Origin of the sequence: Streptomyces sp. ADI95-16 (assembly GCF_003721495.1) — a bacterium.
Classification (GTDB): domain Bacteria; phylum Actinomycetota; class Actinomycetes; order Streptomycetales; family Streptomycetaceae; genus Streptomyces; species Streptomyces goshikiensis.
The window spans coordinates 6,363,768-6,387,971 of sequence record NZ_CP033581.1; the positions used below are offsets into that span (position 1 = coordinate 6,363,768).

A 24,204-nucleotide genomic window follows, 5' to 3' on the forward strand; every position below is an offset into this window, starting at 1 on the left:
CCCCATGGCAGCATCGGCAGCCCATGACAGCGCCGTCCCGCGCATCGTCATCGAGAACTGTGCGATCGCGACCGTAGACGCGAACGACACCGAGTACGCCTCGGGCCACGTCGTCGTCGCCGGCAACAGGATCGAGTCGATCGGCGCGGGCAGAGCCCCCGAGAACCTCGACCACGTGGTCCGCCGCATCGACGGCACGGGTCACCTCGTCACCCCGGGTCTGGTCAACACCCACCACCACTTCTACCAGTGGATCACCCGCGGTCTGGCCACCGACCACAACCTCTTCAACTGGCTCGTCGCGCTGTACCCGACGTGGGCGCGCATCGACGAGCAGATGGCGTACACGGCCGCCCAGGGCTCCCTGGCGATGATGGCCCGCGGCGGTGTCACCACCGCGATGGACCACCACTACGTCTACCCCAAGGGTTCCGGCGACCTCTCCGGCGCGATCATCCGCGCCGCCTCCGAGATGGGCGTCCGCTTCACCCTCGCCCGCGGTTCCATGGACCGCAGCGAGAAGGACGGCGGCCTGCCGCCGGACTTCGCGGTCGAGACCACCGAGGGCGCGCTCATCGCGACCGAGGAGACCGTCAAGAAGCACCACGACCACTCCTTCGACGCGATGACCCAGATCGCCGTCGCGCCGTGCTCCCCCTTCTCCATCTCCACCGAGCTGCTGAGGCAGGGCGCCGAGCTCGGCCGCCGCCTCGGCGTGCGCATGCACACGCACGGCTCGGAGACCGTCGAGGAGGAGCAGTTCTGCAAGGAACTGTTCGGCATGGGCCCGACCGACTACTTCGAGTCGACCGGCTTCCTCGGCGAGGACGTGTGGATGGCGCACAGCGTCCACATGAACGACTCCGACATCGCCGCGTTCGCCCGCACCAAGACCGGTGTCGCGCACTGCCCGTCCTCCAACGCCCGGCTGGCCGCGGGCATCGCCCGCGTCCCGGACATGCTCGCCGCCGGTGTCCCGGTCGGCCTCGGCGTGGACGGCACCGCCTCCAACGAGTCCGGTGAGCTGCACACCGAGCTGCGCAACGCCCTGCTGATCAACCGGCTGAACCCGGTGCACCGCGAGCGCGCTCTGAACGCCCGCCAGGCGCTGCGCCTCGGTACGTACGGTGGCGCCCAGGTACTCGGCCGCGCCGACAGCATCGGCTCGCTGGAGGTCGGCAAGTGCGCCGACCTGGTGATGTGGAACCTGAGCACGCTGGCTCACTCCTCCATCGCCGATCCGGTCATCGCGCTGGTCTTCGGCGCGGCCGCCCCGGTCACCCTCTCGCTGGTCAACGGCAAGCAGATCGTCGAGAACAACCGACTGCTCTTCGCCGACGAGGACGCGATCGCCGTGTCCACCCGGGAAGAGGCCCAGCGCCTCGCGCGGATCACCGCGCAGGCCTGATCTCACGGCGTCCGGTCGAGGGGGACGGCCCTCGACCGGCCGGCCGTGGACCCGAGCGGGGTCCGCGGCAGCCGTTCCCGGGAAGCGCCGGAGGATTCCCGAAGGCGCCCCCGGGGGCGGTGACTCGTGCCACTTCGCACAGCAGGACCATTCACTGCGCCAACGCCACGCCGCCGTGCGGCGGGGAACGACTCGGGCGAATCGTTTCCCCACCTTCCGTACCCCCATCCCCCCATCCCCTCACCCCTCCACAACTGAACACAGGCTCGACTCGCACCGCTTTCGCACCACCTCCATGACATCCACGTCCCTGCCGACGTGTCTAACCGACCGGAGGAAGCCGTGGCAGAAACGCCCAGGTTTCGCAAAGACGCAGTCGCAGTAGTGCGGGAGAGGCACCCGGTCGACGAGACCCTGCCCCCGCTGAAGATGTTCACGAGCGGTCTCCAGCACGTGGCCGCCATGTACGCCGGCGTGGTCGCCCCACCCATGATCGTCGGCCCCGCCGTCGGTCTCTCCGCGACCGAGACCGCCTTCCTGATGGGCGCCTCGCTCTTCACCGCAGGCCTCGCGACCCTCCTCCAGACCCTCGGGTTCTGGCGGATCGGCGCCAAACTCCCCTTCGTCAACGGCGTCTCGTTCGCCGGAGTGACCCCGATGATCGCCATCGGCAAGGGGGAGGGGGCCGACGCGATACCCGTCATATTCGGCGCGATCATCGTCGCCGGCCTGCTCGGCTTCCTCGCCGCCCCCTACTTCGGGAAACTCGTCCGCTTCTTCCCGCCCGTGGTCACCGGCACGGTCATCACCCTGATCGGCGTCTCGCTGCTCCCCGTCGCCTTCAACTGGTCACAGGGCGGCAACCGCACGGCCGTCGACTACGGCTCGATGAAGAACATCGGCATGGCCGCCCTCACCCTGGCGATCGTGCTGGTCATGCGCAAGTTCCTGCGCGGCTTCCTCCAGCAGATCTCCATCCTGCTCGGCCTCGTCGCGGGCACCCTCATCGCGCTCCCGCTGCACATGACGAACTTCGACGCCGTCCGGGGCGCGGACCTGGTCGGCTTCCCGGCCCCGTTCCACTTCGGCGCCCCGCAGTTCCAGGTCGCCGCGATCATCTCGATGTGCATCGTCATGCTGGTCTGCATGACCGAGTCCACCGCCGACATCCTCGCCCTCGGCAGGATCGTCGGCCGCCCCGCCGACGAGAAGACCATCGAGGGCGGCCTGCGCGCCGACGCCCTCGGCAGCGCGCTCAGCCCGCTGTTCAACGGGTTCATGTGCAGCGCCTTCGCCCAGAACATCGGGCTCGTGGCGATGACCAAGGTGCGCAGCCGGTTCGTCGTCGCGGCCGGCGGCGGCATCCTGATCCTGCTGGGCTTGTGCCCGGTGGCCGCCTCCGTCATCGGCGTGGTCCCGCTGCCGGTCCTCGGCGGCGCCGGCATCGTGCTCTTCGGCTCGGTCGCGGCCAGCGGCATCCAGACCCTGGCGGGCGCGGCCATGGAGAAGGGCGAGAACGCCCTGATCGTCGCCGCCTCGGTCGGCATCGGCCTGATCCCGATCGCGGCCCCGGAGTTCTACCACGCGTTCCCGAAGGACCTGCTGGTCGTCCTCGACTCCGGCATCAGCACCGGCTGTGTCGTCGCCATCGGGCTGAACCTGGCCTTCAACCACCTCGGTGCCAGGAAGAGCCCGGCCCCGGCGGCCGTGGACCCGGTGCCGGCACACTGAGCCGCCACCGGCCGCCACCGGCCGCGGCGCGGCCGGTGCGCCGACGGGCGCGCGGCGGTGCGTACGCCACCCACTGCGGGTGTGGCGTACGCACCGCCGCCGACCGCGTTCCGGGGCCCCTACGCCGGGAGTTCGGGCCCGGCCGGCTCCCACAGCATCAGGTTGCTCATCAGCTCGGCCTGCTCGATCGCGTCGTCCAGCGCGTGGTGCGTGTGCGGGCGGTCCGACAACAGCCCGCCCGGCATCCGGCCCTTGACGGCGGCGCGCAGCGGAACCCGCGCCTTCGCCGCGTACAGGGTCTTCATGTCCAGGCAGCCCGAGTGGCCGAACGGGCTGTCACCGCCGAACTCGATCAAGTACCAGTACAGGAACATCCAGTCGAAGGAGGCCGGGTAGGCGCACATCACCGGCTGCGCCCCGGCGCAGACCTCGCGGACCCAGGTGCGGAACTCGGCCATGGCCACGGCGGGTTCGGCGCCCTCCCGCAGCAGCCGGTCCCGGTCCAGGCCGCTCACGGCGAGCGCGGCGTCCACGTACCGCTCGCTGATCGGGCGCAACTCCCGGTAGAAAGTGTCCCGTTCCGGATCCGCGGCCGTGTACACGGCGCCGTCCTGGCGGCCGGCGACCGAGGCGCCGAAGCTGATCATCGAGTACGGCCCCGGGATGGGCCCGTCGGCTTCGATGTCGACGGAGATGTAGATGCCGGGACGTGCGGTGCGGGCTGCCATGCGCCGAGCATGCCAGCCGCACCGCACGCGATCACCCGGATTTCGCCGGGGCGCGGCGCCGCGCCGGTCGCGCCGTCGCGCCGCCGCTCAGGAGACGGGGGAGAGGTACATCCCGCTCTGGTCGGACCCGGCGGTGTTCTTGCACCCGACGTTCGCGGTGGCCGGCTGGGCGACGGCCAGGGCGAGGCAGCGTCCGGCGGCCAGCTGCCCGAAGTAGTTCGGGTGCATCGACTCCTGGATCAGGCCCTGCGTCTCGCTGCTGTCGATCCAGCGCGCCCACTCGCTGGTCTTGGCCGACGCGGGCGTCGAGGTGCTCACCAGCTTGCTGGCCTTGGCGCACACCTCACGGCCCTGGAGCATGTCCCGCAGGTCCAGGAACTGCACGCCCTTGGCGGCGGCGACCCCCTTGATCCGGTTCGCGATCTGCGGCACGAGCGAGTCGCGCGCCCAGTCGGAGTCCCGGTTCCAGAAGGGGCAGCCGCCGGTGTTGAGGCGGCTCCAGTCGCTCTGGGTGTACCGGTTCTCGGCGCCGCGCGGGATCGGCGAGGGGTAGGACTGGAGCACGATCCGGTAGGAGGAGTCGGTGTAGCCGGCGCCGCGCATGACGGCCCGGATCTCGTCGACGGACTTGCCGACGCCCGCCATGACCCCGTCGATCTTCCGGTCGACACCCTCCTGCTGGTCGTCGTAGCAGTAGGAGTTCCACAGGGCGAAGTCGAGGGCGCAGTCCGTGATGATGTCGGCGAAGCCGAGGTCGTTCCCGCCGATGGACAGCGCGATGACCTTGACGTTGTTGCTCGCGGCGACGGCGGCCAGCTGATCGGCCTGCGGGGCCTCGCCCTTGTAGGAGACGCCCCCGTTCGAGGCGCGGAAGACGTTCTGGGAAACGGCCCCGGAGCAGGCCAGGTTCACCGCGACGTCGGCGATCGCGCCGGCGCTCTTGACCTCGGCGGAGTCGGAGCGGTGACAGCCGCCGGCGGTGGTTCCGTATACCTTCGCGGGGTCGTAGCTGCTGCCGGAGACCCACGCGCGGTCGGTCCCGGTGCGGTTCGCGCTGTTGGTCAGGCTGTTGCCCTTCCAGCGGCCGCCCTCGCCGGAGATGTAGCTGTCTCCCATGGAGACCACGGCGGTGGGCCCGGTGCCGGGGCCGGCCACCGCGGTCCCGGCGCCTCCTGCCAGTAGTGCGCCGACGGCGAGCGGCAGAACCATCCCTGCTCCGGCCAGTCGTCGCGCGCGACTGCGGGCCCGGTCCTTGCTGACGTTGCGGAATCCGATCACTGCGGAACTCCTGCGGTCGGCCATGGCGAAGTCGCGACAACTCCGTTGCATGGCTGGGGAAGTGGGGGTGACCGCCGGCCGGTGGCAAGCAGAAAGGTGACACGCCGCACGTTGTTACCGCCAGGTAGCGGGAGATTACGATGGCGTAACGACCGACCGGTCGTTCGGCTGTCGGACGGTGCGGCCGCTGGCCGAATCCCGTGTACGTCCGGGGGATCCGCATCTACAGTCGCGGGACGGGGTGCGGGAGTCTCAGGGGGGATGGACCGGTGGTGCGACGGCGGTACGACCAGCGCGTGCTGACCCTGGTCGAAGTGCGCGGCGAGGCCCGGGACTTCGAGCAGGCCAAGGCGGAATTCGCGCTTCAGGGCTGGCCGGTGGTGGAGGAGTTCGGCCGCGGCGAGGGGCCGTCGGCCGGCGTGCTCACCCCGGATCCCCGGTCACGGCTCTACTGGGTCGAGATCCGCTTCTTCGGGGCGCGGGGCGGGCGCACCGAACGCGCCGCCGGCTGGCGCGTTCGAGGGCTTGCCAAAGCGGCCGTCCTGGAGATGTACGTACGGCGGACACGGCTCGTCGACCCGGACCGGGAACTGCTGGAGGAGTACCGCTCCCACACCACGGCCCACCGCCGCGACCCCCGGCGCGCCACCGGCCGCCGGGCCCGGGCGCTGGAGGGCTGGGGCCACTACGACACCGGATCCGTCGCCCTGGGCACCCCCTCGGAGGCCCGGCGGCTGGCCCGGATGGCCACGCCCGGCGGCGGCGTCCCGGCGGGCGCGGACCTGGACGTACGGATGTCCCCCCGGCGGGGGCTGCGCCAGATCGAACTGCCGCGCGAGGAGGAGCTGACGCGCCGGCTGGCGGTCCTCATCGGCTGGTCGCTCGGGATGGCCTTCGCCGTCGTGTTCCTCAAGGAAGCCGGCGGACCGGCGCGCTGGCTGTGGATCGCCGTCGGCTGCGCCTGCCTCGCCCGCGCCCTGCTCGCCGCCACCAGGTTCTACGAGACGGGCGGGCGCCTCTTCGGGTTCTCCTGCGGGTGCCTCACGGCCCTGCTGTTCCTGGCTCTGGCGTACTGGGCGCCCGGCTGGACCCCCGCTCAGTTGCTGCTGTGCGCCGGGATGGCCGTGACCCCGGTCGGCATCTGGCTGCTGGTGCGGCAGTGGACGACCTGGTCGGAGTGGCTGACCGCCACGGTCCCGCTCGCGGTGACGCTGGTGACGGGGCTGGTCGTCGCCTCCGGTTCGGTCCTGCACGGTCTGTACGGGGACGGGCTGGACCTCACCCAGGAGGAGCTGGACGTACCCGGGCTGTGGCAGGTGGCGGCCGGACTCAAGCTGATCACCTATCTCGCGCTGGGCCTACTGGGGCCCGCGCTCTGGGGGATCGCGAAGCACCTCCACCTCGCGTTCACCCGGCCCGGCGAGTACCTGAACGTGATCATCTACGTCCTCCTCTACGTGCTGGTCCTCGCCTCGCTGGCGGGCCTGGCCGCGGACAACGCGGCGCGGGCCGTGGCGCGCACCAAGGCCGCCGCCGAGCAGCGCCGCGAGGCACCCCCGTACTTCGGGGTGCGGCCGGAGTGGGTGTGCGTGCGCCCGACGGTGCCGACGGCCGAACTCAACGCCGAGGGGGGCCTGGTGGACCCCCGCCGGCCGTACCTGTCCTTCGGGACGGCCGGGGACACCGCGCTGCTCTGGAACACCGACACCGGCGCCCCGCTCAAGCAGCGCTCCGACCAGGTGCGTCTGGAACCGGCGAAGGATCCGGCGCGGCCCTGCCCGTGACGCCCCGGGGGAACGGAAAGGGGAACGGAAAGGCCCCGCCCCCCGGGCCGGTGGGGCCAAGGGGGCGGGGCGGGGCGGGGCCGGGGTTCGGCCGCTGTGCGTTTCGGCCGGATCCGTCGCGCCGGGTTCCGGTCAGCCGACCAGCTGGTCGTAGGCGGGGAGCGTCAGGAAGTCCGCGTAGTCGGCGTCGAGCGAGACCTTGAGCAGGAGGTCGTGGGCCTGCTGCCACTTACCGGCCGCGAAGGCCTCCTCGCCGGCCTCGGCGCGGATGGCGGCCAGGTCCTCGGCGGCGATCGCGCGGGTCAGCTCGGCGGTCGCCCGCACCTGCTCGCCGTCGTGCTCGAAGACGACACCGGCGTTGATCCACTGCCAGATCTGCGACCGCGAGATCTCGGCGGTGGCCGCGTCCTCCATCAGGCCGAAGATGGCGACGGCGCCCAGGCCGCGCAGCCACGCCTCGATGTAACGGATGCCGACCTGGACCGCGTTGCACAGGCCCTCGTACGTCGGCTTCGCGTCCAGGGAGTCGATCGCGATGAGGTCACCGGGGGCCACCGAGACGTCCTCGCGCAGGCGGTCCTTCTGGTTCGGCTTCTCGCCGAGCACCGCGTCGAAGGAGGCCATCGCGATCGGGACCAGGTCGGGGTGGGCCACCCAGGAGCCGTCGAAGCCGTCGCCCGCCTCGCGGTCCTTGTCGGCCTTGACCTTCTCGAACGCGACCTTGTTGACCTCCGCGTCCTTGCGGGACGGGATGAAGGCCGCCATGCCGCCGATCGCGTGCGCGCCGCGCTTGTGGCAGGTGCGGACGAGCAGTTCGGTGTACGCCCGCATGAACGGGGCCGTCATCGTCACCGCGTTGCGGTCCGGGAGGACGAACTTCTCGCCGCCGTCGCGGAAGTTCTTGACGATGGAGAACAGGTAGTCCCAGCGCCCGGCGTTCAGGCCCGACGCGTGGTCGCGCAGCTCGTAGAGGATCTCCTCCATCTCGTACGCGGCCGTGATGGTCTCGATCAGGACGGTCGCGCGGACGGTGCCCTGCGGGATCCCGACGTAGTCCTGGGCGAAGACGAAGATCTCGTTCCAGAGGCGCGCCTCCAGGTGGGACTCCGTCTTCGGCAGGTAGAAGTACGGGCCCTTGCCGAGATCGATCAGGCGCCGCGCGTTGTGGAAGAAGTACAGGCCGAAGTCCACGAGCGAACCGGAGGCGGGGCTGCCGTCGATCAGCAGGTGGCGCTCCTCCAGGTGCCAGCCGCGGGGCCGCATGACCACGGTCGCGAGCCGGTCCGCGGGCTTCAGGGCGTACGCCTTGCCCGTGCGCGCGTCGGTGAAGTCGATGCGGCGCTCGTAGGCGTCGATCAGGTTGAGCTGGCCGAGGACGACGTTCTCCCAGGTGGGAGCCGAGGCGTCCTCGAAGTCGGCGAGCCAGACCTTGGCGCCCGAGTTCAGGGCGTTGATGGTCATCTTGCGGTCCGTGGGGCCGGTGATCTCCACTCGGCGGTCCAGCAGCGCGGCCGGCGCCGGGGCGACCTTCCACTCGCCCTCGCGGACCTGTGCGGTGTCCGGGAGGAAGTCGAGGTGGGAGGTGCGGGCGATCTCGGCGCGCCGCTCGGAGCGGCGGGCGAGGAGCTCGGCCCGGCGGGGGCCGAAGCGTCGCTGGAGTTCCGTCACGAAGGCGAGTGCCGCTTCGGTGAGGACCTCGTCCTGCCGGGGCAGGGGCTCGGCGTCGACGATGGCCAGCGGGGACGGCGCTGGTGCGGACATAACTGTCACTCCTTCAGCGGCGGTGCCTGGCGGCCGCGGGGGAATGCTCGCGCGAGACGGCACTCAGTGCCGTCGGGTGTGGAGAGCTCCGCAATACGGTCGCGGGCGCCGTTGGTGGTTCAGGGCGCTTCTGACCAGTGGATAGTAATTTCCTCATGGTGGAAGTTCAATGGTTTGTTGATGTCGAGATTCTCCCGGTCAACAGATTCCGACACCCGGTGGCCCTCGGTGCCACGACGGTCACACACCGCTCGGACCCGCGAGGACCCCGCTCCTACCCCGCTGGACCCGCCCGTACCCCGCTCGGCCCGCGCTCGGACCGCGCTCGTACCCCGTTCGGACCGCGCTCAGACGAGACGTGCCAGGTCGGGAGGGGTGTCGATGTCGAAGGCGGCCGCGATGTCCCCGCACTCCACCAGAGTGAGCTCACCGGCGTGGCGCGCCAGGTGCACCCGCGCGCCCTTGTCCCCGGTCGCCGTCGCCGCGATGTCCGCCCAGCGGTCCGCCCCGAACAGCACCGGATGCCCGCGCTCCCCGTCGTACGAGGCCGCCGCCAGACTGGCGGGCGAGCGGTAGGCCTCCCGGACCCGGGCCACCGCCGCCGCCCCGATGCCCGGCTGGTCCACCAGGGAGACCAGGACCGCGCCCGCTCCCGTACCGGCCAGCGAGGCGAGGCCGACGCGCAGCGAGGAGCCCATGCCCTCGGCCCAGTGCGGGTTGTCGACGACCACGCAGCCCGTGAGGTCGGCGCGCTCGCGGACCTCCGCCGCCGAGGCGCCGAGCACCACGTGCAGCGGGCCGAGGCCGGCCTCGCGCAGCACCCGTACGGCGTTCTCGACCAGCGGGCGGCCCCGGTACGGGAGCAGGGCCTTGGGGCGTCCGCCGAGCCGGCGGCCGCCGCCCGCGGCGAGGAGGAGGCCCGCGATCACCGGGGGAGCGGGGCGGGGAGCGGAGGATGCGTCGGCTGCTGGCATGTCACCGATTCTCGCGCGTCGGCGGGAGCGGCCACCGGGCGGCGGACCGGGGGCCGGAACGGACGCAGGGCCGCCAGGGCGCGCCGTACGGCGGCCGTCGCCGCCGCTGCCGCCGCCCCGAACCGCAGCGGCTCGCAGATCCGGTTCTCGGCGGCGGCCAGCAGCGCGCGTTCCTCGCGGTCGGTCAACATGTCGGCGTCTCCTTGCCAATCGGGGGCCAATGCCGCCAGTCTGGAGTTCGATTGGCCTGGCAGGCAGAGCCAATCGGGGGAGGTTGGCATGGCGAACGGGCGAGTGGTCCAGACGGCGGACAGGACGATCGGCAGCCGCCAGCTCGCGGCCCTGCTGCCCGCCGAGGTGCTGGCCCGCCCCGGCTACCGGGCGCTCGCCGACGCCGTCCGCACCCTGATCCTCGACGGCCGGATCGCCCTGCACGTACGCCTGCCCGCCGAGCGCGAACTCGCCGAGGCGGTCGGCGCCAGCCGGGCCACCGTCACCGGCGCGTACGACCTGCTGCGCGAGAGCGGCTACGTCCGCAGCCGGCGCGGCTCCGGCACCTGGACCGAGCTCCCCGAGGGCCACGCCCCGGTCGGCACCCACATGCTGGTCGGCGCCGGCGGCTACAGCGCCGACGGCGAACCGGGGATCGACCTCGCCATCGCCGCCATGGGCGCCCCCGACGGCAGCCTCACCGACGCCCTGGCCTGGGCCGCGCCCCGGCTGCCCGGGCTCGCCCGCAACCCCGGGTACCTGCCCTTCGGGCTGCCGGACCTGCGGACCGCGATCGCCGACCGGTTCACCCGGCGCGGGCTCGCGACCCGGCCCGAACAGATCCTCGTCACCGCGGGAGCCCAGCAGGCGTTCGCCCTGGTCGTGAGCCTGCTGTGCCGGGCGGGGGACCGGGTGGTCACCGAGAACCCCACCTACGCCAACGCCCTGGACGCGCTGCGGCACGCCCGGCTGCGCACCGGCTCCATCGCGGTCTCGGACGCGGGCTGGGACATGGAGATAGCCGAGTCCACCCTGCGCCAGACGGTGCCGAGGCTGGCGTACGTGATCCCCGACTTCCACAACCCCACCGGCTCGCTGATGCCGCGGGAGCAGCGGCTGCGGCTGCTGGCGGCGACCCGGCGGACCGGCACCTGGCTGGTGGTCGACGAGACCGTCGCGGACATCGCGCTGGACGTGCCCCCGCCCGCGCCACTGGCCTCACTGGCCCCGCGGGGCGGCGCCGACCACGTGGTGACCATCGGCTCGCTGAGCAAGACCCACTGGGGCGGGCTCCGCGTGGGCTGGGTCCGGGCCACCGCCAAGATGATCACCGAGCTGACCTCGGTCCGGGTCGCGGCCGACATGACCGGCTCGGTCCTGGACCAGCTGGTCGCCCTCCCGCTGCTCGCGGACCTGGACCGCTCGCTCCCGGCGCGCCTGGAACAACTGCGCGGCCGCCGGGAGGCACTGGTGGCCGCACTCCAGCGGCACACTCCCGAGTGGTCCTGGCGGCTCCCCCCGGGCGGCCTCTCGCTCTGGGTGGACCTCGGCGAACCGGTCAGCTCCGCCCTGGCGGAACGCGCGGCGGCGGCCGGCGTCAACATCGGCCGCGGCGCCCGCTTCGGCGTCGACCCGGGCACCTTCGAACACCGCCTCCGCATCCCGTACACCCTCCCCCCGGACCGCCTCGAAGAAGCCGTCCGCCTCCTGGCAACCGCCTTCCACGACGGCGTCCCCCTGACCCCCTCGGTGGAACGCCCCCACTGGGTGGCGTAGCGGCCGCAGGACCTACGGCGTGCGGATCAGGCGGCGGGTGGCGGCCGTGGCTACCGCCGAGGTGCGGGAGTCGACGCCGAGTTTGGCGTAGATGTGCACCAGGTGGGACTTGACCGTGGCCTGGCTGAGGAAGAGTTGCTTCGAGATCTGCTGGTTCGACAGGCCGTCCGCGACCAGTTGGAGGACCTCCAGTTCCCGCTTCGTCAGCGCCTCCGCCGGGGTGCGCATCCGGTCCATCAGGCGCAGGGCCACCGCCGGGGCCAGGGCCGACTGGCCGGCCGCCGCCGTGCGGACCGCCGCCGCCAGTTCCTCCGGCGGCGCGTCCTTGAGCAGGTAGCCCGAGGCGCCCGCCTCCACCGCCGCCAGGATGTCCGCGTCCGTGTCGTACGTGGTCAGGACCAGCACCCGGGGCGCCCCCGGCCGGGCCGTGATCAGCCGGGTCGCCGCCGAGCCGTGCATGCCGGAGCCGAACTGGAGGTCCATCAGCACCACGTCCACCGGCTCCGACGCCGCCAGCTCCACCGCCCGCTCGGCCGTCGCCGCCTCCGCGACCACCGCGAAGTCCGGTTCGGTGTCCAGCACCGCGCGCAGCCCCGCCCGCACCACCGGGTGGTCGTCGGCCAGCAGCAGCCGGATCGTCATCAGGGGGCCTCCACGGGCAACGGCAGGGTGACGGCCACGGCGGTGCCCTGGCCCGGGGCGGATTCGACGGTGAACAGCCCGCCCAGCGACTCGGCGCGCGAGCGCATCGCCGGGAGGCCGAAGCCGCCCTCGCCGCCCGCCCGCGCGGCGCCGGGGTCGAAGCCCGTCCCGTCGTCCACGATGTCCAGCGTGACCGAGGCGTCCATGAAGGTCAGCGTGATCTCGGCCCGCTCCGCCGCCGCGTGCCGCCCCACATTGGCCAGCGCCGACTGCGCGATCCGCAGCAGGGCCACCTCGTAGGGCGTCGGCAGCACCCGCGCCGTACCGCTCAGGGAGAACCGGACCCGCGGCCCCCGCACCGCCGAGCACAGCCGCTCCAGCGCCGCCGGGAGCGAGCCGTGCTCCAGGTCCGGCGGCGTGAGGGCCCGTACGAAACGCCGCGCCTCGGCCAGGTTCTCCTGCGCCGCCAGGCGCGCCCGGGCGATGTGGGGGAGGGCCGGCGCCTCCTGCGGGAGCGTCCGCTCCGCGGCCCTCAGCAGCAGCTGGATCGACGACAGCCCCTGGGCCAGGGTGTCGTGGATCTCCCGCGCCAGCCGCTCCCGCTCGGCCAGGATCCCGGCGTCGCGCTCGGCCGCCGCGAGCTCGGCCCGGGTGGTGATGAGCTCCTCGATCAGCTCCCGGCGCCGCTCGCTCTCCCGGTACAGCGCCTCGTACCCCAGTACGGTCGCCACCGCCACGGCCCCGCCCAGCAGCGGGCCCAGGAACGGGCCCGGGGTCACGGCGCCGCCGCTGTGCCCCAGGAACCCGCCGATGGCGGCGGCCGCGGTCACCGCGACCGCGGGGATCGCCCAGCGCAGCCGCAGCAGGTGCAGCTCCAGGAAGTACAGCGGGAACGCGAGCCACAGCCCGTCGGGGGAGAGCACCAGCAGCGCCGCCCAGGCCGCGCCCAGCCCCGCCAGCCAGAGGGCGCCGGCGCGGGGCGAGTTCCGCACGGCGGGGGCCAGCGCCCCGGCCAGGTACCCGGCGGCCAGCAGCGCGCACACCGCGACGGTCCACCCGGCGTGCGGCTCCGGGCCGGTGACGGCCCGGCCGGCGGCCAGCGCGAGCAGCCCGAGGAACAGCGCGTGCAGGCACAGGCGCAGCACGCGGGAGACGGGGGTCAGGGAGCGGCGGGATTCCGGGGCAGCAGGCATGGCCCGACCAGCGTAAGTCGATACCGGCGGGCCCCGGTCAACCAAAAGTTTGATGTCCGGATGCGTCCTTCGATACCAGGATCTCTCCTGCGGTGCGATGCCCGGTGCCCGCGCGGACGACCAAGGTGGGGACATGTTCGTCGCATGGAGAGATCTACGGTTCGCCAAAGGGCGGTTCGCCCTCATGGGCTCGGTCGTCCTGCTGATCACGCTGCTGGTCGGTCTGCTGTCCGGGCTCACCTCCGGACTGGCCCGGGAGAACATCTCGGCCATCACCGGACTGCCCGCCACGCACCTGGCCTTCGCCGCGCCCGCCGGGGACCAGAAGGTGTCCTTCACCAGCTCCCAGGTGCCCGAGAGCGCCTGGCGGGCCTGGCGCGAGCGGCCCGGGGTGACGTCGGCGGAGCCGCTCGGCATCCGCACCACCAACGCCGTCGCCGGTGAGCGCACCGCCGCCGTCTCCGTGTTCGGCGTCGAGCCGGCCGGGCGGCTCGCGCCCAAGGGACCCACCCCGGGCGCCCCGGGCGCCCCGGGCCTGACCCAGGGCCGGGTGGTCCTCACCGAGAAGGCGGCCGAGGAGCTCGGCGGGCTCGCGGCCGGCGGCAAGGTGAGGATCGGATCCCTAGAACTGACGGTGGCCGCCGTCTCCGGCACCGCCGCCTACAGCCACACCCCGGTCGTCTGGACGGACCTGGGCGACTGGCAGCGCATCGGCAACCCCGGTACCTCCCTCGACACCCTCGCCACCGTCATCGCGCTCGACACGACCGGCGCCGCCGACCTCGCCGCCGGGGACGAGGCCGCCGCCACCAAGGCCCTGACCGTCGACGAGGCCCTCGGCGCCATAGGCTCCTACCAGGCCGAGAACGGCTCGCTCCAGCTGATGCGCGGGTTCCTCTTCGCCATCTCCGCGCTGGTCATAGGAGCCTTCTTCACCGTCTGGACGATCCAGCGCAGCGGCGACATCGCCGTCCTGAAGGCACTGGGTGCCTCCACCCCGTACCTGCTGCGGGACGCCCTCGGCCAGGCCGTGGTGATGCTGGCCGTCGGGACCGGGCTCGGCACCGCGCTCGCCGCCGGCTTCGGCGCCCTGATCAGCGGCGGCGCCGTGCCCTTCGTACTCGACGCCGCGACCGTGCTCCTCCCCGCCGCGATCATGATCGTGCTCGGCGCGCTGGGAGCGGCCCTGTCCATCCGGCGGATCACCGCCGTCGATCCCCTGACCGCCCTCGGGAGCGCCCGATGACCCTGCTCGTGCACGACGTCACGCTCACCTACCCGGACGGCGACGACCGGCTCACCGCCCTCGACGCGGTCGGCCTGGAGGTGCCCGCGGGCACGCTGACGGCGGTGATCGGGCCCTCCGGATCCGGCAAGTCCAGCCTGCTCGCCGTCGCCGCCACCCTCGTCACCCCGGACTCCGGGCGGGTGGTGGTGGCGGGCCGGGACACCGGCCGGCTCAGCGCCGCCGAGAAGTCGGCCCTGCGCCGCGAGGAGATCGGCATCGTCTTCCAGCAGCCCAATCTGCTGGCCTCGCTGACCGCCGCCGAACAGCTCCAGGTCATGGCCCACCTCCGTGGCCGCCCCTCCCGGCAGCTGCGCCGCCGCGCGCTGGAGCTGCTGGACGCGGTGGGCCTGGCCGACAAGGCCGACAAGCGCCCGCACCAGCTCTCGGGCGGCCAGCGCCAGCGCGTGAACATCGCCCGCGCCCTGATGAACGAGCCCGCCGTGCTGCTCGTCGACGAGCCCACCAGCGCCCTCGACCACGACCGGGGGGCCGCGGTACTCGACCTCCTGGTCACCCTGACCCGCGAGCGCGCCACCGCCACCGTGCTGGTCACCCACGACCACGCCCACCTGGAGCGGATGGACCGTACGGTGACCATGGCGGACGGCCGCCTGACGGAGCCGGTCGCCGCCTCCTGACCCGCCCGGCTCCAGGGGCCCGAGGGCCCGGGGACGTACGAAGGCCCCGGCCCGCCCCTTTTCCGGGGGACGGCCGGGGCCTTCGTACGAGGTCGGCTACGCCGGGCTCTGGCTCTGCAGGGCCACCGACAGCTCGGCCGCGACGCCCTGCAGGATCGGCACGAAGGACTCGGCCACCGCCTCCGTCACCCGGCCCGCCGGGCCGGAGATGGAGATCGCGGCGGCGGTCGGCGAGTTCGGCACCGACACGGCGAGGCAGCGGACTCCTATCTCCTGCTCGTTGTCGTCGACCGCGTAGCCCGACTTGCGGACCTGCTCCAGCGCCTCCAGGAAGCCCTCGGGCGTGGTGATGGTCTTCTCGGTCGCGGCCGGCATCCCGGTGCGCGCCAGGAGGGCCCGTACCTCGTCGGCGGGGGTGTGCGCGAGCAGCGCCTTGCCGACGCCGGTGGAGTGCGGCAGCACCCGGCGGCCGACCTCGGTGAACATGCGCATGGAGTGCTTGGAGGGGACCTGGGCGACGTAGACGATCTCGTCCCCGTCGAGCAGCGCCATGTTCGCGGTCTCGCCGGTCTCCTCGACCAGCCGGGCGAGGTACGGACGGGCCCAGGTGCCCAGCAGGCGCGACGCGGACTCGCCGAGGCGGATCAGCCGGGGGCCGAGGGAGTACCGTCGGTTGGGCTGCTGGCGGACGTAACCGCAGGCCACGAGGGTGCGCATCAGCCGGTGGATGGTCGGCAGGGGCAGGCCGCTGGCGGCGGAGAGCTCACTGAGGCCGACTTCGCCCCCGGCATCGGCCATGCGTTCGAGCAGATCGAAGGCGCGCTCAAGGGACTGGACGCCACCGCTGGCGGCGGTGGGCTTGGCGGAAGCGTCGGTGGTGCTGGCGCTGGACGTCGGCACGGCGCGGTCCTTTCGGTACTGGCAGGCAAGGGAGCAGCCTACCGGTCGGCCGGCATCGGCCCTAGGGCCGGGCGATGCCGTCCTCGCCGGTCAGAGGCGGTTTGTCCGGGTGGCGGACCTCTCCGGGACGTTACCTTCCCGTTCCCGGTGGCGATAGCTACATTCTGGATAGTGAAATTCTAATTCCATCCTGTGGAAACATCCAATTGCGGTGCGCGGCGATCAGTGGTCCGTCCGGATGCTCTTGACTGGCCCCGGATCGCCGGGAAGACTCCGTCAACAGAACGTTGAATTTCGCTCTGTGGAAGTAGATGGGGAGGTTCCGGTGGCCGACGTGGCTGTGGAACTGGTACTGCGCTCGACGCGCGTCATCACCCCCGGGGGGACGCGCGCCGCCTCGGTGGCCGTCGCCGGCGGGAAGATCACGGCGGTGCTCGCCCACGACGCCGAGGTGCCGGCCGGAGCGCGGCTGGAGGACTTCGGCGACGACGTCCTGCTCCCCGGCCTGGTCGACACCCACGTCCACGTGAACGACCCGGGCCGCACCGAGTGGGAGGGCTTCTGGACGGCCACCCGCGCCGCCGCGGCCGGAGGCATCACCACGATCCTCGACATGCCCCTCAACTCCCTGCCGCCGACCACCACGGTCGACCACCTCCGGGTCAAGCAGGAGGTCGCCCGCACCAAGGCGCACGTGGACGTCGGCTTCTGGGGCGGTGCGCTGCCGGACAACGTCAAGGACCTGCGCCCCCTGCACGACGCCGGCGTCTACGGCTTCAAGTGCTTCCTGTCGCCGTCCGGCGTGGAGGAGTTCCCGCAGCTCGACCAGGAGCGGCTGGCCACCTCCCTCGCCGAGATCACCGGCTTCGGCGGCCTGCTGATCGTGCACGCCGAGGACCCGCACCACCTGGAGTCCGCGCCGCAGAACCCGGGCCCCAAGTACGCCGACTTCCTGGCCTCCCGCCCCAAGGACGCCGAGAACACCGCGATCCAGAACCTGATCGACCAGGCCCGGCGGCTGAACGCCCGCGTCCACGTCCTGCACCTGTCGTCCTCCGACGCGCTGCCGCTGATCGCCGCCGCCAAGGCCGAGGGCGTGCGGATCACCGTCGAGTCCTGCCCGCACTTCCTCACCCTGACCGCCGAGGAAGTCCCGGACGGCGCCACCGAGTTCAAGTGCTGCCCGCCCATCCGCGAGGCCGCGAACCAGGACCTCCTGTGGGACGCGCTCGCCGACGGCACCATCGACTGCGTCGTCTCCGACCACTCGCCCTCCACCGCGGACCTCAAGACCGGCGACTTCGCCACCGCGTGGGGCGGCATCTCCTCCCTCCAGCTGGGGCTCCCCGCGATCTGGACCGAGGCCAGGCGGCGCGGCCGCACCCTCGAAGACGTCGTCCGCTGGATGTCCGCCGCACCGGCCGCGCTGGCCGGACTGGGCGCCAAGGGCGCGATCGAGGCCGGCCGCGATGCCGACTTCGCCGTCCTCGCCCCCGATGAGACCTTCACCGTGGACCCCGCCGAGCTGCACCACCGCAACCAGGTCACGGCGTACGCGGGCAAGACCCTGTACGGCGTCGTGAAGTCCACCTGGCTGCGCGGTACCCGGATCGCCGACCACGGCACCCCGACCGAGCCCACCGGCCGACTCCTTGAAAGGCAGAACTGACAGTGGCGATCGAATCCTTCACCGGCAACGCGAACCCGTACGGAGGCGGCGACCCGTACGCCGACTACCGCACCGCCGAGTTCCCGTTCACCCAGTACGCGAACCTCGCCGACCGTCAGCTCGGAGCCGGTGTCATCGCCGCCAACGACGAGTTCTTCGCCCAGCGCGAGAACCTGCTGATCTCCGAGGCCGCGCACTTCGACCCCGAGGACTTCGGCCACAAGGGCAAGGTCATGGACGGCTGGGAGACCCGCCGCCGGCGCGGCGTCAGCGCCACGCAGCCCTGGCCGACCGCCGATGACCACGACTGGGCCCTCGTGCGCCTGGGCGCCCCCGGCGTCATCCGCGGCATCGTCGTCGACACCGCCCACTTCCGCGGCAACATGCCGCAGGCCGTCTCCATCGAGGGCGCCTCGGTCGAGGGCGCCCCGACTCCCGGGGAACTCCTCGGCGACGACGTGAAGTGGACGACCCTCGTCCAGCGCACCCCCGTCGGCGGCCACGCGGCCAACGGCTTCGAGGTCACCGCCGAGCAGCGGTTCACGCACCTGCGGGTCAACCAGCACCCCGACGGCGGCATCGCCCGCCTGCGGGTCTACGGCGAGGTGCTGCCCGACCCGAAGTGGCTCGCCGCGCTCGGCTCGTTCGACGTGGTCGCGCTGGAGAACGGCGGCGCCGTCCAGGACGCGTCCAACCGCTTCTACTCCCCGCCGACCAACACCATCAACCCGGGCCGCTCCCGCAAGATGGACGACGGCTGGGAGACCGCGCGCCGCCGCGACAACGGCAACGACTGGATCCGCTACCAGCTCGTCGCCGAGTCGGCGGTCCGCGCCGTCGAGATCGACACCGCGTACCTCAAGGGCAACTCGGCCGGCTGGGCCTCGCTGTCCGTCAAGACCGGCGAGGACGGCGAGTGGCGGGAGTTCCTGCCGCGGACCCGCCTGCAGCCCGACACCAACCACCGCTTCGTACTGGACGCCCCGGCGGTCGGCACGCACGTACGGATCGACATCTTCCCGGACGGCGGCTTCTCCCGCCTGCGGCTGTTCGGCTCGCTGACGGAGACCGGCGCGGCCGCGCTCGCCGCCCGCCACCAGGAGCTGGGCGGCTGACGCCACCCCTCCCGCCGAGTGCCCCGGGGGCCGACACCCCCGGGGCACTCGCGCGTCCGGGGCCGCCGGCCCCGCCGGCACCGCCGGTCCGGCCGCCCGCCGCTCCGGTCGTCCCGCCGGCCCCGCCGCCCCGCCGCTCCGGTCGTCCCGCCGGCCCCGCCGCCCCGTTACGCGGCGTGGCCGCCGTCCACCGAGAACTCGGCGCCGGTGACGTAGCCGGCCTCCGCCCCCGCGAGGAACGACACCATCGCCGCCACCTCCTCCGGGCGGCCGAAGCGGCCGAGCGCCGTCAGCGCGCTCTGCGGGCCCGCGTAGGGGCCGTCGGCCGGGTTCATGTCGGTGTCCACCGGGCCCGGGTGGACCAGGTTGGCGGTGATCCCGCGCTCGCCGAGCTCCCGGGCGAGGGCCTTGGTCAGGCCGCTCAGCGCGGCCTTGCTCATCGCGTACAGCGTGCCGCCGGGGCCGGGGACCCGCTGGGTCATACAGCTGCCGACGGTGATGATCCGCCCGCCCGGGCCCATCCGGCCGGCGGCGGCTTGGGCGGCGAGGAACGCGCCGCGGACGTTGACCGCCAGCACCCGGTCCACGTCGTGCAGTTCGAGCCCGTCCAGGGGGCCGAGCACGCCGGTTCCGGCGTTGTTGACCAGGACGTCGAGGCGGCCGAGCCCGCGTACGGTCCCCTCCACCGCCGCGACGGCGTCCGCCGGGACGCCCGCGTCGGCCCGTACGGCCAGGGCGCGGCGGCCGAGGGCCTCGACCTCGCCGACGACTTCGGCCGCTGCCCGGGCGTCGCTGACGTAGGTGATCGCGACGTCCGCCCCGTCCCGCGCGAGGCGAAGGGCCGTCGCGGCCCCGATGCCGCGGCTGCCGCCGGTGATGAGTGCCACGTTGTTCATGGTGTTTCCTCCCCTTGTCGACTCATTTATCGTTGCGAGTTCAATGAAAGCGGGGCGGGGAAGGAGGCGCTGGCCGGAATCCGACATGGCGTTCGCGCGCCTCACCGATGAGTTCCGGGCAGGCGGGGAGTCTGAACCGGTGCAGGACGACACGGAGCGACTTGGATCGAGGAGCGCAGAGCCATGGGCAAGCTGACCGTCACCACCTTCGTCACGCTCGACGGAGTGATGCAGGCCCCCGGCGGGCCCGAGGAGGACCCCAGCGGCGGCTTCGAGTACGGCGGCTGGCAGGCGCCGTACGGGGACGAGGAGACGGGCGAGTTCATCGTCGAGGTCTTCGGCCGGGCGGAGGCGTTCCTGCTGGGGCGCCGGACGTACGAGATCTTCGCGGGGTACTGGCCGCAGCACGACGACCCGGCCAACCCGGTCGCGAGCAGGCTGAACCGGCTGCCGAAGTACGTGGCGACGGCGTCCCTGAAGGAACCGGCCGCGTGGGAGGCGACGACGTTCGTCGACGGGGAGCAGCTACAGGCGGAGATCGTCCGGATCAAGGACGCGATGGCGGGGGAGCTCCAGGTCTGGGGCAGCGGCGCGCTGGCGCAGTGGCTGCTGGCGCGGGACCTGGTGGAGGAGCTGAACCTGCTGGTGTACCCGGTGTTCCTGGGGGCGGGACGCAAGCTCTTCCCGACCGGCGGCCTGCCCACGGCCTGCGAGGTACTGACCTCGCGCACCACGGCGTCGGGCACCTCGATCCACACCTACCGCCCGTCGGGCCGCGCCACGTTCGGCACGGTCACCGACTAGCGGCGGGGCCGGAAGGCCCGGCCCCCGCCCGGCGTCCGGCGCCGGAAAGGGGTCGTCCGGGCAAGATCGGGTCCGGTAGCTTGGCCGCGCACGCGTGCGAGCCGCCGGAGTCTCCACTGCCGCCCCGCACCGATGGAGATCCCCGTGAGCTCAGCCGCCCTCGCCGTGCCCACCGCTGCGCCCCGCAGGGCGTGGGCCGCGGATCTGCCCGTCCTCGCCGTCGCCGTCGTCTGGGGCGGCAGCTACCTCGCCGCCAAGGGCATCACGACCGCCCACACCGTCATCGCCGTGCTCGTACTGCGGTTCGGGGTCGTGCTGCCGGTGCTGGCCGGCGCCGGGTGGCGGCGGCTGCGGGCGCTGAGCCCCCGGCAGCTGCGCGGCGGCGCCCTGCTCGGCCTGGTCCTCGGCGCGATCTTCATCCTGGAGACGTACGGCGTCGTCCACACCTCCGCCACCAACGCCGGGCTGATCATCAGCCTGACCATGATCTTCACCCCCCTCGCCGAGGCGGCCCTCCGCCGCACCCGGCCCTCCGCCGCCTTCCTCGGAGCCGCCGCCGTCTCCGTCGCCGGAGTCGTGCTCCTCACCCAGGGCGGCGGGTTCACCGCCCCCGGCGCCGGCGACCTGCTCATCCTCGGCGCCGCCCTCGCCCGTACCCTCAACGTGCTGCTGACCGCGCGGATCGAGGCCGTCCAGGACGCCGACTCCCTCTCCCTCACCACCGTCCAGCTCGGCGGCGCGCTCGCGGTGTTCGCCGTACTGGCCGCCCTGCCCGGCACCGGCGAGAACCCCTGGTCCGTCGCGGTCGGGTTCGGCCCCGCCGAATGGGCCGGGCTCGCCTTCCTCGCCGTCTTCTGCACCCTCTTCGCCTTCTTCGTGCAGATGTGGGCCGTCCGCCGCACCTCGCCCTCCCGCGTCAGCCTCCTCCTCGGCACCGAACCCCTCTGGGCGGCCGCCGCCGGCATCGCGATCGGCGGCGAACACCTCGGCCCCGCGGGCCTCGCGGGCGCCGCCCTGGTGCTCGCCGGAACGGCCTGGGGCCGCCGCGCGGCCACCCCCTCCTGACAGTCCGGCCCCTCGCGACTGTCCGGCCCCTCCTGACAGTCCGGCCCCTCCTGATTGTCCGGAAGTGGCCGCGTGCCGGTGTGAACCCCGGTCGTACTGTGGGCCAATGCCTGTAGTGGACATCAGCACGAACGCCGAGGACTTCCACGCCGACCCGTACTCCTTCTACGCGCGCCTGCGCGCCGCGGGCCCCGTCCACCTCATCGCCGCCCCGTCCCCGGAGTACGAGCCGAGCTGGCTCGTCGTCGGCCACGAGGAGGCCCGCGCCGCCCTGAACCACCCCGGCCTGTCGAAGGACTGGCGCAACTCGGACTGGTTCCTGTCCGCCCTCGCCACCCCCGCCAACGCGAACATGCTGGAGTCCGACCCGCCCCAGCACACCCGGCTGCGCCGCCTGGTCGCCCGCGAGTTCACCGCCCGCCGCGTCGAGTCGCTGCGCCCCCGCGTCGAGCAGATCACCCACGAGCTGCTCGACGCGATGGCCGCCCGCCCGGAGCGCACCGCCGACCTGATCGAGGCCCTCGCGTTCCCGCTGCCGATGACCGTCATCTGCGAGCTCCTCGGCGTCCCCGACCTCGACCGCGAGCGCTTCCGGCATTGGTCGAGCGAGGTGGTGGCGCCGACCGGCTCGGCCCCCGACAACACCCCGCACCGCGAGCTCGGCGCCTACCTCGGCGAGCTCGTCGAGGCCAAGGCCAAGAGCCCGGGCGAGGACCTCCTCAGCGCCCTGATCCGTACCCGCGACGAGGACGGCGACTCGCTCTCGCCCGACGAGCTGATCGGGATGGCCTTCCTGCTGCTGATCGCGGGCCACGAGACCACCGTCAACCTCATCTCCAACGGCGTCCGCGCCCTGCTCGCGCACCCGGAACAGCTCGCCGACCTGCGCGCCGACTACGACGGTCTGCTCGGCGGGGCCGTCGAGGAGATGCTCCGCTACGACGGCCCGGTGCAGAACGCGACCTTCCGCTACGCCCGCGTGGACGTGGAGATCGGCGGCGCCGCCATCCCGGCCGGCGCCACCGTCCTGGTCTCCCTGGCCGCCGCCGACCGCGACCCCGCACGGTTCGCGGAGCCCGACCGGTTCGACATCCGGCGCGCCGCGCAGGGCCACCTCGCCTTCGGGCACGGCCTGCACTTCTGCATCGGCGCCCCGCTGGCCCGGATGGAGGGCCACATCGCGGTCCGGGCCCTGCTGGAACGTTTCCCCGACCTGGCCGAGAACCCCGACGGCCCGCCGCTCTGGCTCCCGGGCAGTCTGATGCGGGGCGTGAGCCGCCTCCCGGTGCGCTGGTAGCCCACCCGGATGCCACCCCGAGCAGCGACGGGACCAACGCCCGGACCGACCGGATCAGCGCCCGGACCGACCGGATCAGCCGCCCGGCAGGTCCGGCAGGTCCGGGAGCTCCGTCAGCCGCACCCGGCGCCCCTCCCGCCGCGACAGCTCGCACGCCTCGGCCACGCGCAGCGCCGCCAGGGCCTCCCGGCCGTCGCACGGGTTGACGCCCTCGCCGCGCACCAGCCGTACGAAGGCCGCCAGCTCCGCCTCGTAGGCGGGGGCGAACCTCTCCAGGAACCCCGTCCACGGCTTGCTCGCCGGGGGCGGGCCCTGCGGCTCCGTCGAGGCGATCGGCGTACGGTCGTCCAGCCCGGCGGAGACCTGGTCCAGCTCCCCGGCCAGCTCCATCCGTACGTCGTACCCGGCGCCATTGCACCGCGTACCGGTACTGGTCACCAGCGTTCCGTCGTCCAGCAGCAGCAAGGCCGCGCCGGTGTCGATGTCGCCCGTCTCCCGGAACCGCACCGCACCGGCGTCCGACCCGGCCGCGTACACCTCGGTCACCTCGTGCCCGGTCACCCAGCGGACCATGTCGAAGTCGTGCACCAGGCAGTCCCGGAACAGCCCCCCGGACGTCCTCAGGTACTCGGCCGGCGGCGGCGCCGGATCGGCCGTCATCGTCCGTACGGTGTGCAGCCGCCCCAGCGCACCCGAGCGGACCAGCTCCCGCGCCGTCCGGTAGCCCGCGTCGAAGCGCCGCATGAAGCCCACCTGGAGCACCCCGCCGCGGGCGCTCACCTCGCGCAGCACGGCCAGGCTCCGGCCCAGGTCCGTGGCCAGCGGCTTCTCGCAGAACACCGGCAGCCCGCCCCGTACCGCCCGGACGACCAGCTCGGCGTGCCCCTCGGTGGCGCAGGAGACGACCACCGCGTCCACGCCCCAGGTGAAGACCTGCTCCACGGACGGCGCGGCCGTGGCCCCGAGCCGGTCCGCGAGCCGCGCCGCCCGCGCCGGGTCGGCGTCGGCGAGCAGCAGCGAGCCGGCGTCCTGATTGCGGGCCAGTGCCGCCGTGTGGAACGAGCCGATCCGGCCGGTTCCGATGAGCCCGATGCGCATGCACTCAACCTGGCCCCGTCCGGGGGGCCTGTCAATCGGCCCGGCCGCGCCGCGCCCGCCGCGTCGCCCCCGATGAGCTCCTACGGTCCCCTGTGGCGGATACTGGGCGGCTGGAACCGGAATGACCGCTTTGACATCAGTGACACGTACAACGAGGGAAGGGCACGG

21 protein-coding genes are annotated in these 24,204 nt (G+C 73.1%); 11 read left to right on the forward strand and 10 right to left on the reverse strand.

Annotated elements, in window-relative coordinates:
- Nucleotides 1-4 precede the first annotated feature (4 nt).
- Together EES41_RS28420 and EES41_RS28425 are read left to right on the forward strand one after the other, a co-directional pair.
- Entirely contained in the window at nucleotides 5-1,408 is a 1,404-nt protein-coding gene (locus tag EES41_RS28420; protein ID WP_123080881.1) for an 8-oxoguanine deaminase, read from the forward strand.
- A gap of 429 nt (nucleotides 1,409-1,837) precedes the next feature.
- On the forward strand, nucleotides 1,838-3,139 hold the full coding sequence (locus tag EES41_RS28425) for a nucleobase:cation symporter-2 family protein (RefSeq protein WP_250569580.1): 1,302 nt from the start codon (nucleotides 1,838-1,840) through the stop codon (nucleotides 3,137-3,139).
- Nucleotides 3,140-3,258: 119 nt separating this feature from the next.
- On the opposite strand, the gene EES41_RS28430 is transcribed toward EES41_RS28425, so the two are convergent.
- Nucleotides 3,259-3,867, reverse strand: a complete 609-nt coding sequence (locus tag EES41_RS28430) for an exonuclease (RefSeq protein ID WP_123080883.1) — start codon at nucleotides 3,865-3,867, stop codon at nucleotides 3,259-3,261.
- Between the two features lie 87 nt (nucleotides 3,868-3,954).
- A complete protein-coding gene (locus EES41_RS28435; RefSeq protein WP_123080884.1) occupies nucleotides 3,955-5,196 on the reverse strand; it encodes a GDSL-type esterase/lipase family protein in 1,242 nt (413 codons plus the stop codon).
- A gap of 218 nt (nucleotides 5,197-5,414) precedes the next feature.
- Here EES41_RS28435 and EES41_RS28440 point away from each other — a divergent pair, with 218 nt between their 5' ends.
- Nucleotides 5,415-6,929 (forward strand): NnrS multi-domain protein, encoded by a 1,515-nt coding sequence (locus EES41_RS28440; protein ID WP_123080885.1) that lies wholly within the window; start codon nucleotides 5,415-5,417, stop codon nucleotides 6,927-6,929.
- Nucleotides 6,930-7,061: 132 nt separating this feature from the next.
- On the opposite strand, the gene aceB is transcribed toward EES41_RS28440, so the two are convergent.
- The 3 genes from aceB to EES41_RS28455 all read right to left on the reverse strand — a co-directional run bounded on the left by aceB (nucleotide 7,062) and on the right by EES41_RS28455 (nucleotide 9,855).
- Entirely contained in the window at nucleotides 7,062-8,690 is a 1,629-nt protein-coding gene (gene aceB, locus EES41_RS28445; protein WP_123080886.1) for a malate synthase A, read from the reverse strand.
- 347 nt (nucleotides 8,691-9,037) lie between these two features.
- Nucleotides 9,038-9,664: an NTP transferase domain-containing protein gene (locus EES41_RS28450; RefSeq protein WP_123080887.1), complete on the reverse strand. Its 627-nt coding sequence runs from the start codon at nucleotides 9,662-9,664 to the stop codon at nucleotides 9,038-9,040.
- Nucleotides 9,616-9,855 carry a hypothetical protein gene (locus EES41_RS28455; protein WP_123080888.1) on the reverse strand — a complete coding sequence of 80 codons (240 nt, stop codon included), beginning with the start codon at nucleotides 9,853-9,855 and terminating at the stop codon, nucleotides 9,616-9,618. Before EES41_RS28455 ends, EES41_RS28450 begins: the two co-directional genes overlap by 49 nt.
- 88 nt (nucleotides 9,856-9,943) lie before the next feature.
- Here EES41_RS28455 and EES41_RS28460 point away from each other — a divergent pair, with 88 nt between their 5' ends.
- Nucleotides 9,944-11,431 carry a PLP-dependent aminotransferase family protein gene (locus EES41_RS28460; protein ID WP_123080889.1) on the forward strand — a complete coding sequence of 496 codons (1,488 nt, stop codon included), beginning with the start codon at nucleotides 9,944-9,946 and terminating at the stop codon, nucleotides 11,429-11,431.
- Nucleotides 11,432-11,443: 12 nt separating this feature from the next.
- On the opposite strand, the gene EES41_RS28465 is transcribed toward EES41_RS28460, so the two are convergent.
- Nucleotides 11,444-12,073 carry a response regulator transcription factor gene (locus tag EES41_RS28465; protein ID WP_123080890.1) on the reverse strand — a complete coding sequence of 210 codons (630 nt, stop codon included), beginning with the start codon at nucleotides 12,071-12,073 and terminating at the stop codon, nucleotides 11,444-11,446.
- Nucleotides 12,073-13,266 carry a sensor histidine kinase gene (locus EES41_RS28470; RefSeq protein ID WP_123080891.1) on the reverse strand — a complete coding sequence of 398 codons (1,194 nt, stop codon included), beginning with the start codon at nucleotides 13,264-13,266 and terminating at the stop codon, nucleotides 12,073-12,075. Before EES41_RS28470 ends, EES41_RS28465 begins: the two co-directional genes overlap by 1 nt.
- 133 nt (nucleotides 13,267-13,399) lie before the next feature.
- Between EES41_RS28470 and EES41_RS28475 the strand changes: the two genes are divergently transcribed.
- Together EES41_RS28475 and EES41_RS28480 are read left to right on the forward strand one after the other, a co-directional pair.
- Entirely contained in the window at nucleotides 13,400-14,512 is a 1,113-nt protein-coding gene (locus EES41_RS28475) for an ABC transporter permease (protein WP_123080892.1), read from the forward strand.
- Nucleotides 14,509-15,192 carry an ABC transporter ATP-binding protein gene (locus EES41_RS28480; RefSeq protein ID WP_123080893.1) on the forward strand — a complete coding sequence of 228 codons (684 nt, stop codon included), beginning with the start codon at nucleotides 14,509-14,511 and terminating at the stop codon, nucleotides 15,190-15,192. The genes EES41_RS28475 and EES41_RS28480 overlap by 4 nt, the downstream gene beginning before the upstream one ends.
- Nucleotides 15,193-15,288: 96 nt before the next feature.
- Here the strand turns inward: EES41_RS28480 and EES41_RS28485 are convergent, their stop codons facing one another.
- The gene (locus tag EES41_RS28485) at nucleotides 15,289-16,092 is read right to left on the reverse strand and encodes an IclR family transcriptional regulator (RefSeq protein WP_008738030.1); all 804 of its coding nucleotides are present in this window, start codon (nucleotides 16,090-16,092) and stop codon (nucleotides 15,289-15,291) included.
- A 325-nt stretch (nucleotides 16,093-16,417) separates the two neighbouring features.
- On the opposite strand from EES41_RS28485, the gene allB reads away from it, so the two are divergent.
- On the forward strand, nucleotides 16,418-17,761 hold the full coding sequence (gene allB, locus EES41_RS28490; RefSeq protein ID WP_123080894.1) for an allantoinase AllB: 1,344 nt from the start codon (nucleotides 16,418-16,420) through the stop codon (nucleotides 17,759-17,761).
- A gap of 2 nt (nucleotides 17,762-17,763) precedes the next feature.
- A complete protein-coding gene (gene alc, locus EES41_RS28495; protein ID WP_123080895.1) occupies nucleotides 17,764-18,876 on the forward strand; it encodes an allantoicase in 1,113 nt (370 codons plus the stop codon).
- 167 nt (nucleotides 18,877-19,043) lie between these two features.
- On the opposite strand, the gene EES41_RS28500 is transcribed toward alc, so the two are convergent.
- Nucleotides 19,044-19,772 (reverse strand): SDR family oxidoreductase, encoded by a 729-nt coding sequence (locus EES41_RS28500; protein WP_123080896.1) that lies wholly within the window; start codon nucleotides 19,770-19,772, stop codon nucleotides 19,044-19,046.
- A 183-nt stretch (nucleotides 19,773-19,955) separates the two neighbouring features.
- On the opposite strand from EES41_RS28500, the gene EES41_RS28505 reads away from it, so the two are divergent.
- The 3 genes from EES41_RS28505 to EES41_RS28515 all read left to right on the forward strand — a co-directional run bounded on the left by EES41_RS28505 (nucleotide 19,956) and on the right by EES41_RS28515 (nucleotide 22,938).
- On the forward strand, nucleotides 19,956-20,576 hold the full coding sequence (locus tag EES41_RS28505) for a dihydrofolate reductase family protein (RefSeq protein WP_123080897.1): 621 nt from the start codon (nucleotides 19,956-19,958) through the stop codon (nucleotides 20,574-20,576).
- Nucleotides 20,577-20,720: 144 nt separating this feature from the next.
- The gene (locus EES41_RS28510; protein ID WP_123082744.1) at nucleotides 20,721-21,641 is read left to right on the forward strand and encodes a DMT family transporter; all 921 of its coding nucleotides are present in this window, start codon (nucleotides 20,721-20,723) and stop codon (nucleotides 21,639-21,641) included.
- A gap of 106 nt (nucleotides 21,642-21,747) precedes the next feature.
- On the forward strand, nucleotides 21,748-22,938 hold the full coding sequence (locus tag EES41_RS28515) for a cytochrome P450 (RefSeq protein WP_123080898.1): 1,191 nt from the start codon (nucleotides 21,748-21,750) through the stop codon (nucleotides 22,936-22,938).
- A 75-nt stretch (nucleotides 22,939-23,013) separates the two neighbouring features.
- Here the strand turns inward: EES41_RS28515 and EES41_RS28520 are convergent, their stop codons facing one another.
- Entirely contained in the window at nucleotides 23,014-24,036 is a 1,023-nt protein-coding gene (locus tag EES41_RS28520) for a Gfo/Idh/MocA family oxidoreductase (protein WP_123080899.1), read from the reverse strand.
- Nucleotides 24,037-24,204: the final 168 nt, after the last annotated feature.

What these genes read in the sequence shown, in the direction of transcription:
- EES41_RS28480 (WP_123080893.1), top strand. Translation starts at nt 14,509, where the DNA reads ATGACCCTGCTCGTGCACGACGTCACGCTCACCTACCCGGACGGCGAC.
- EES41_RS28475 (WP_123080892.1), top strand. Translation starts at nt 13,400, where the DNA reads ATGTTCGTCGCATGGAGAGATCTACGGTTCGCCAAAGGGCGGTTCGCC.
- EES41_RS28425 (WP_250569580.1), top strand. Translation starts at nt 1,838, where the DNA reads ATGTTCACGAGCGGTCTCCAGCACGTGGCCGCCATGTACGCCGGCGTG.
- EES41_RS28435 (WP_123080884.1), bottom strand. Translation starts at nt 5,196, where the DNA reads ATGCAACGGAGTTGTCGCGACTTCGCCATGGCCGACCGCAGGAGTTCC.
- EES41_RS28470 (WP_123080891.1), bottom strand. Translation starts at nt 13,266, where the DNA reads ATGCCTGCTGCCCCGGAATCCCGCCGCTCCCTGACCCCCGTCTCCCGC.
- EES41_RS28520 (WP_123080899.1), bottom strand. Translation starts at nt 24,036, where the DNA reads ATGCGCATCGGGCTCATCGGAACCGGCCGGATCGGCTCGTTCCACACG.
- aceB (WP_123080886.1), bottom strand. Translation starts at nt 8,690, where the DNA reads ATGTCCGCACCAGCGCCGTCCCCGCTGGCCATCGTCGACGCCGAGCCC.
- EES41_RS28500 (WP_123080896.1), bottom strand. Translation starts at nt 19,772, where the DNA reads ATGAACAACGTGGCACTCATCACCGGCGGCAGCCGCGGCATCGGGGCC.
- EES41_RS28430 (WP_123080883.1), bottom strand. Translation starts at nt 3,867, where the DNA reads ATGGCAGCCCGCACCGCACGTCCCGGCATCTACATCTCCGTCGACATC.
- EES41_RS28420 (WP_123080881.1), top strand. Translation starts at nt 5, where the DNA reads ATGGCAGCATCGGCAGCCCATGACAGCGCCGTCCCGCGCATCGTCATC.
- EES41_RS28505 (WP_123080897.1), top strand. Translation starts at nt 19,956, where the DNA reads ATGGGCAAGCTGACCGTCACCACCTTCGTCACGCTCGACGGAGTGATG.
- EES41_RS28515 (WP_123080898.1), top strand. Translation starts at nt 21,748, where the DNA reads ATGCCTGTAGTGGACATCAGCACGAACGCCGAGGACTTCCACGCCGAC.
- EES41_RS28460 (WP_123080889.1), top strand. Translation starts at nt 9,944, where the DNA reads ATGGCGAACGGGCGAGTGGTCCAGACGGCGGACAGGACGATCGGCAGC.
- EES41_RS28450 (WP_123080887.1), bottom strand. Translation starts at nt 9,664, where the DNA reads ATGCCAGCAGCCGACGCATCCTCCGCTCCCCGCCCCGCTCCCCCGGTG.
- EES41_RS28465 (WP_123080890.1), bottom strand. Translation starts at nt 12,073, where the DNA reads ATGACGATCCGGCTGCTGCTGGCCGACGACCACCCGGTGGTGCGGGCG.
- EES41_RS28455 (WP_123080888.1), bottom strand. Translation starts at nt 9,855, where the DNA reads ATGTTGACCGACCGCGAGGAACGCGCGCTGCTGGCCGCCGCCGAGAAC.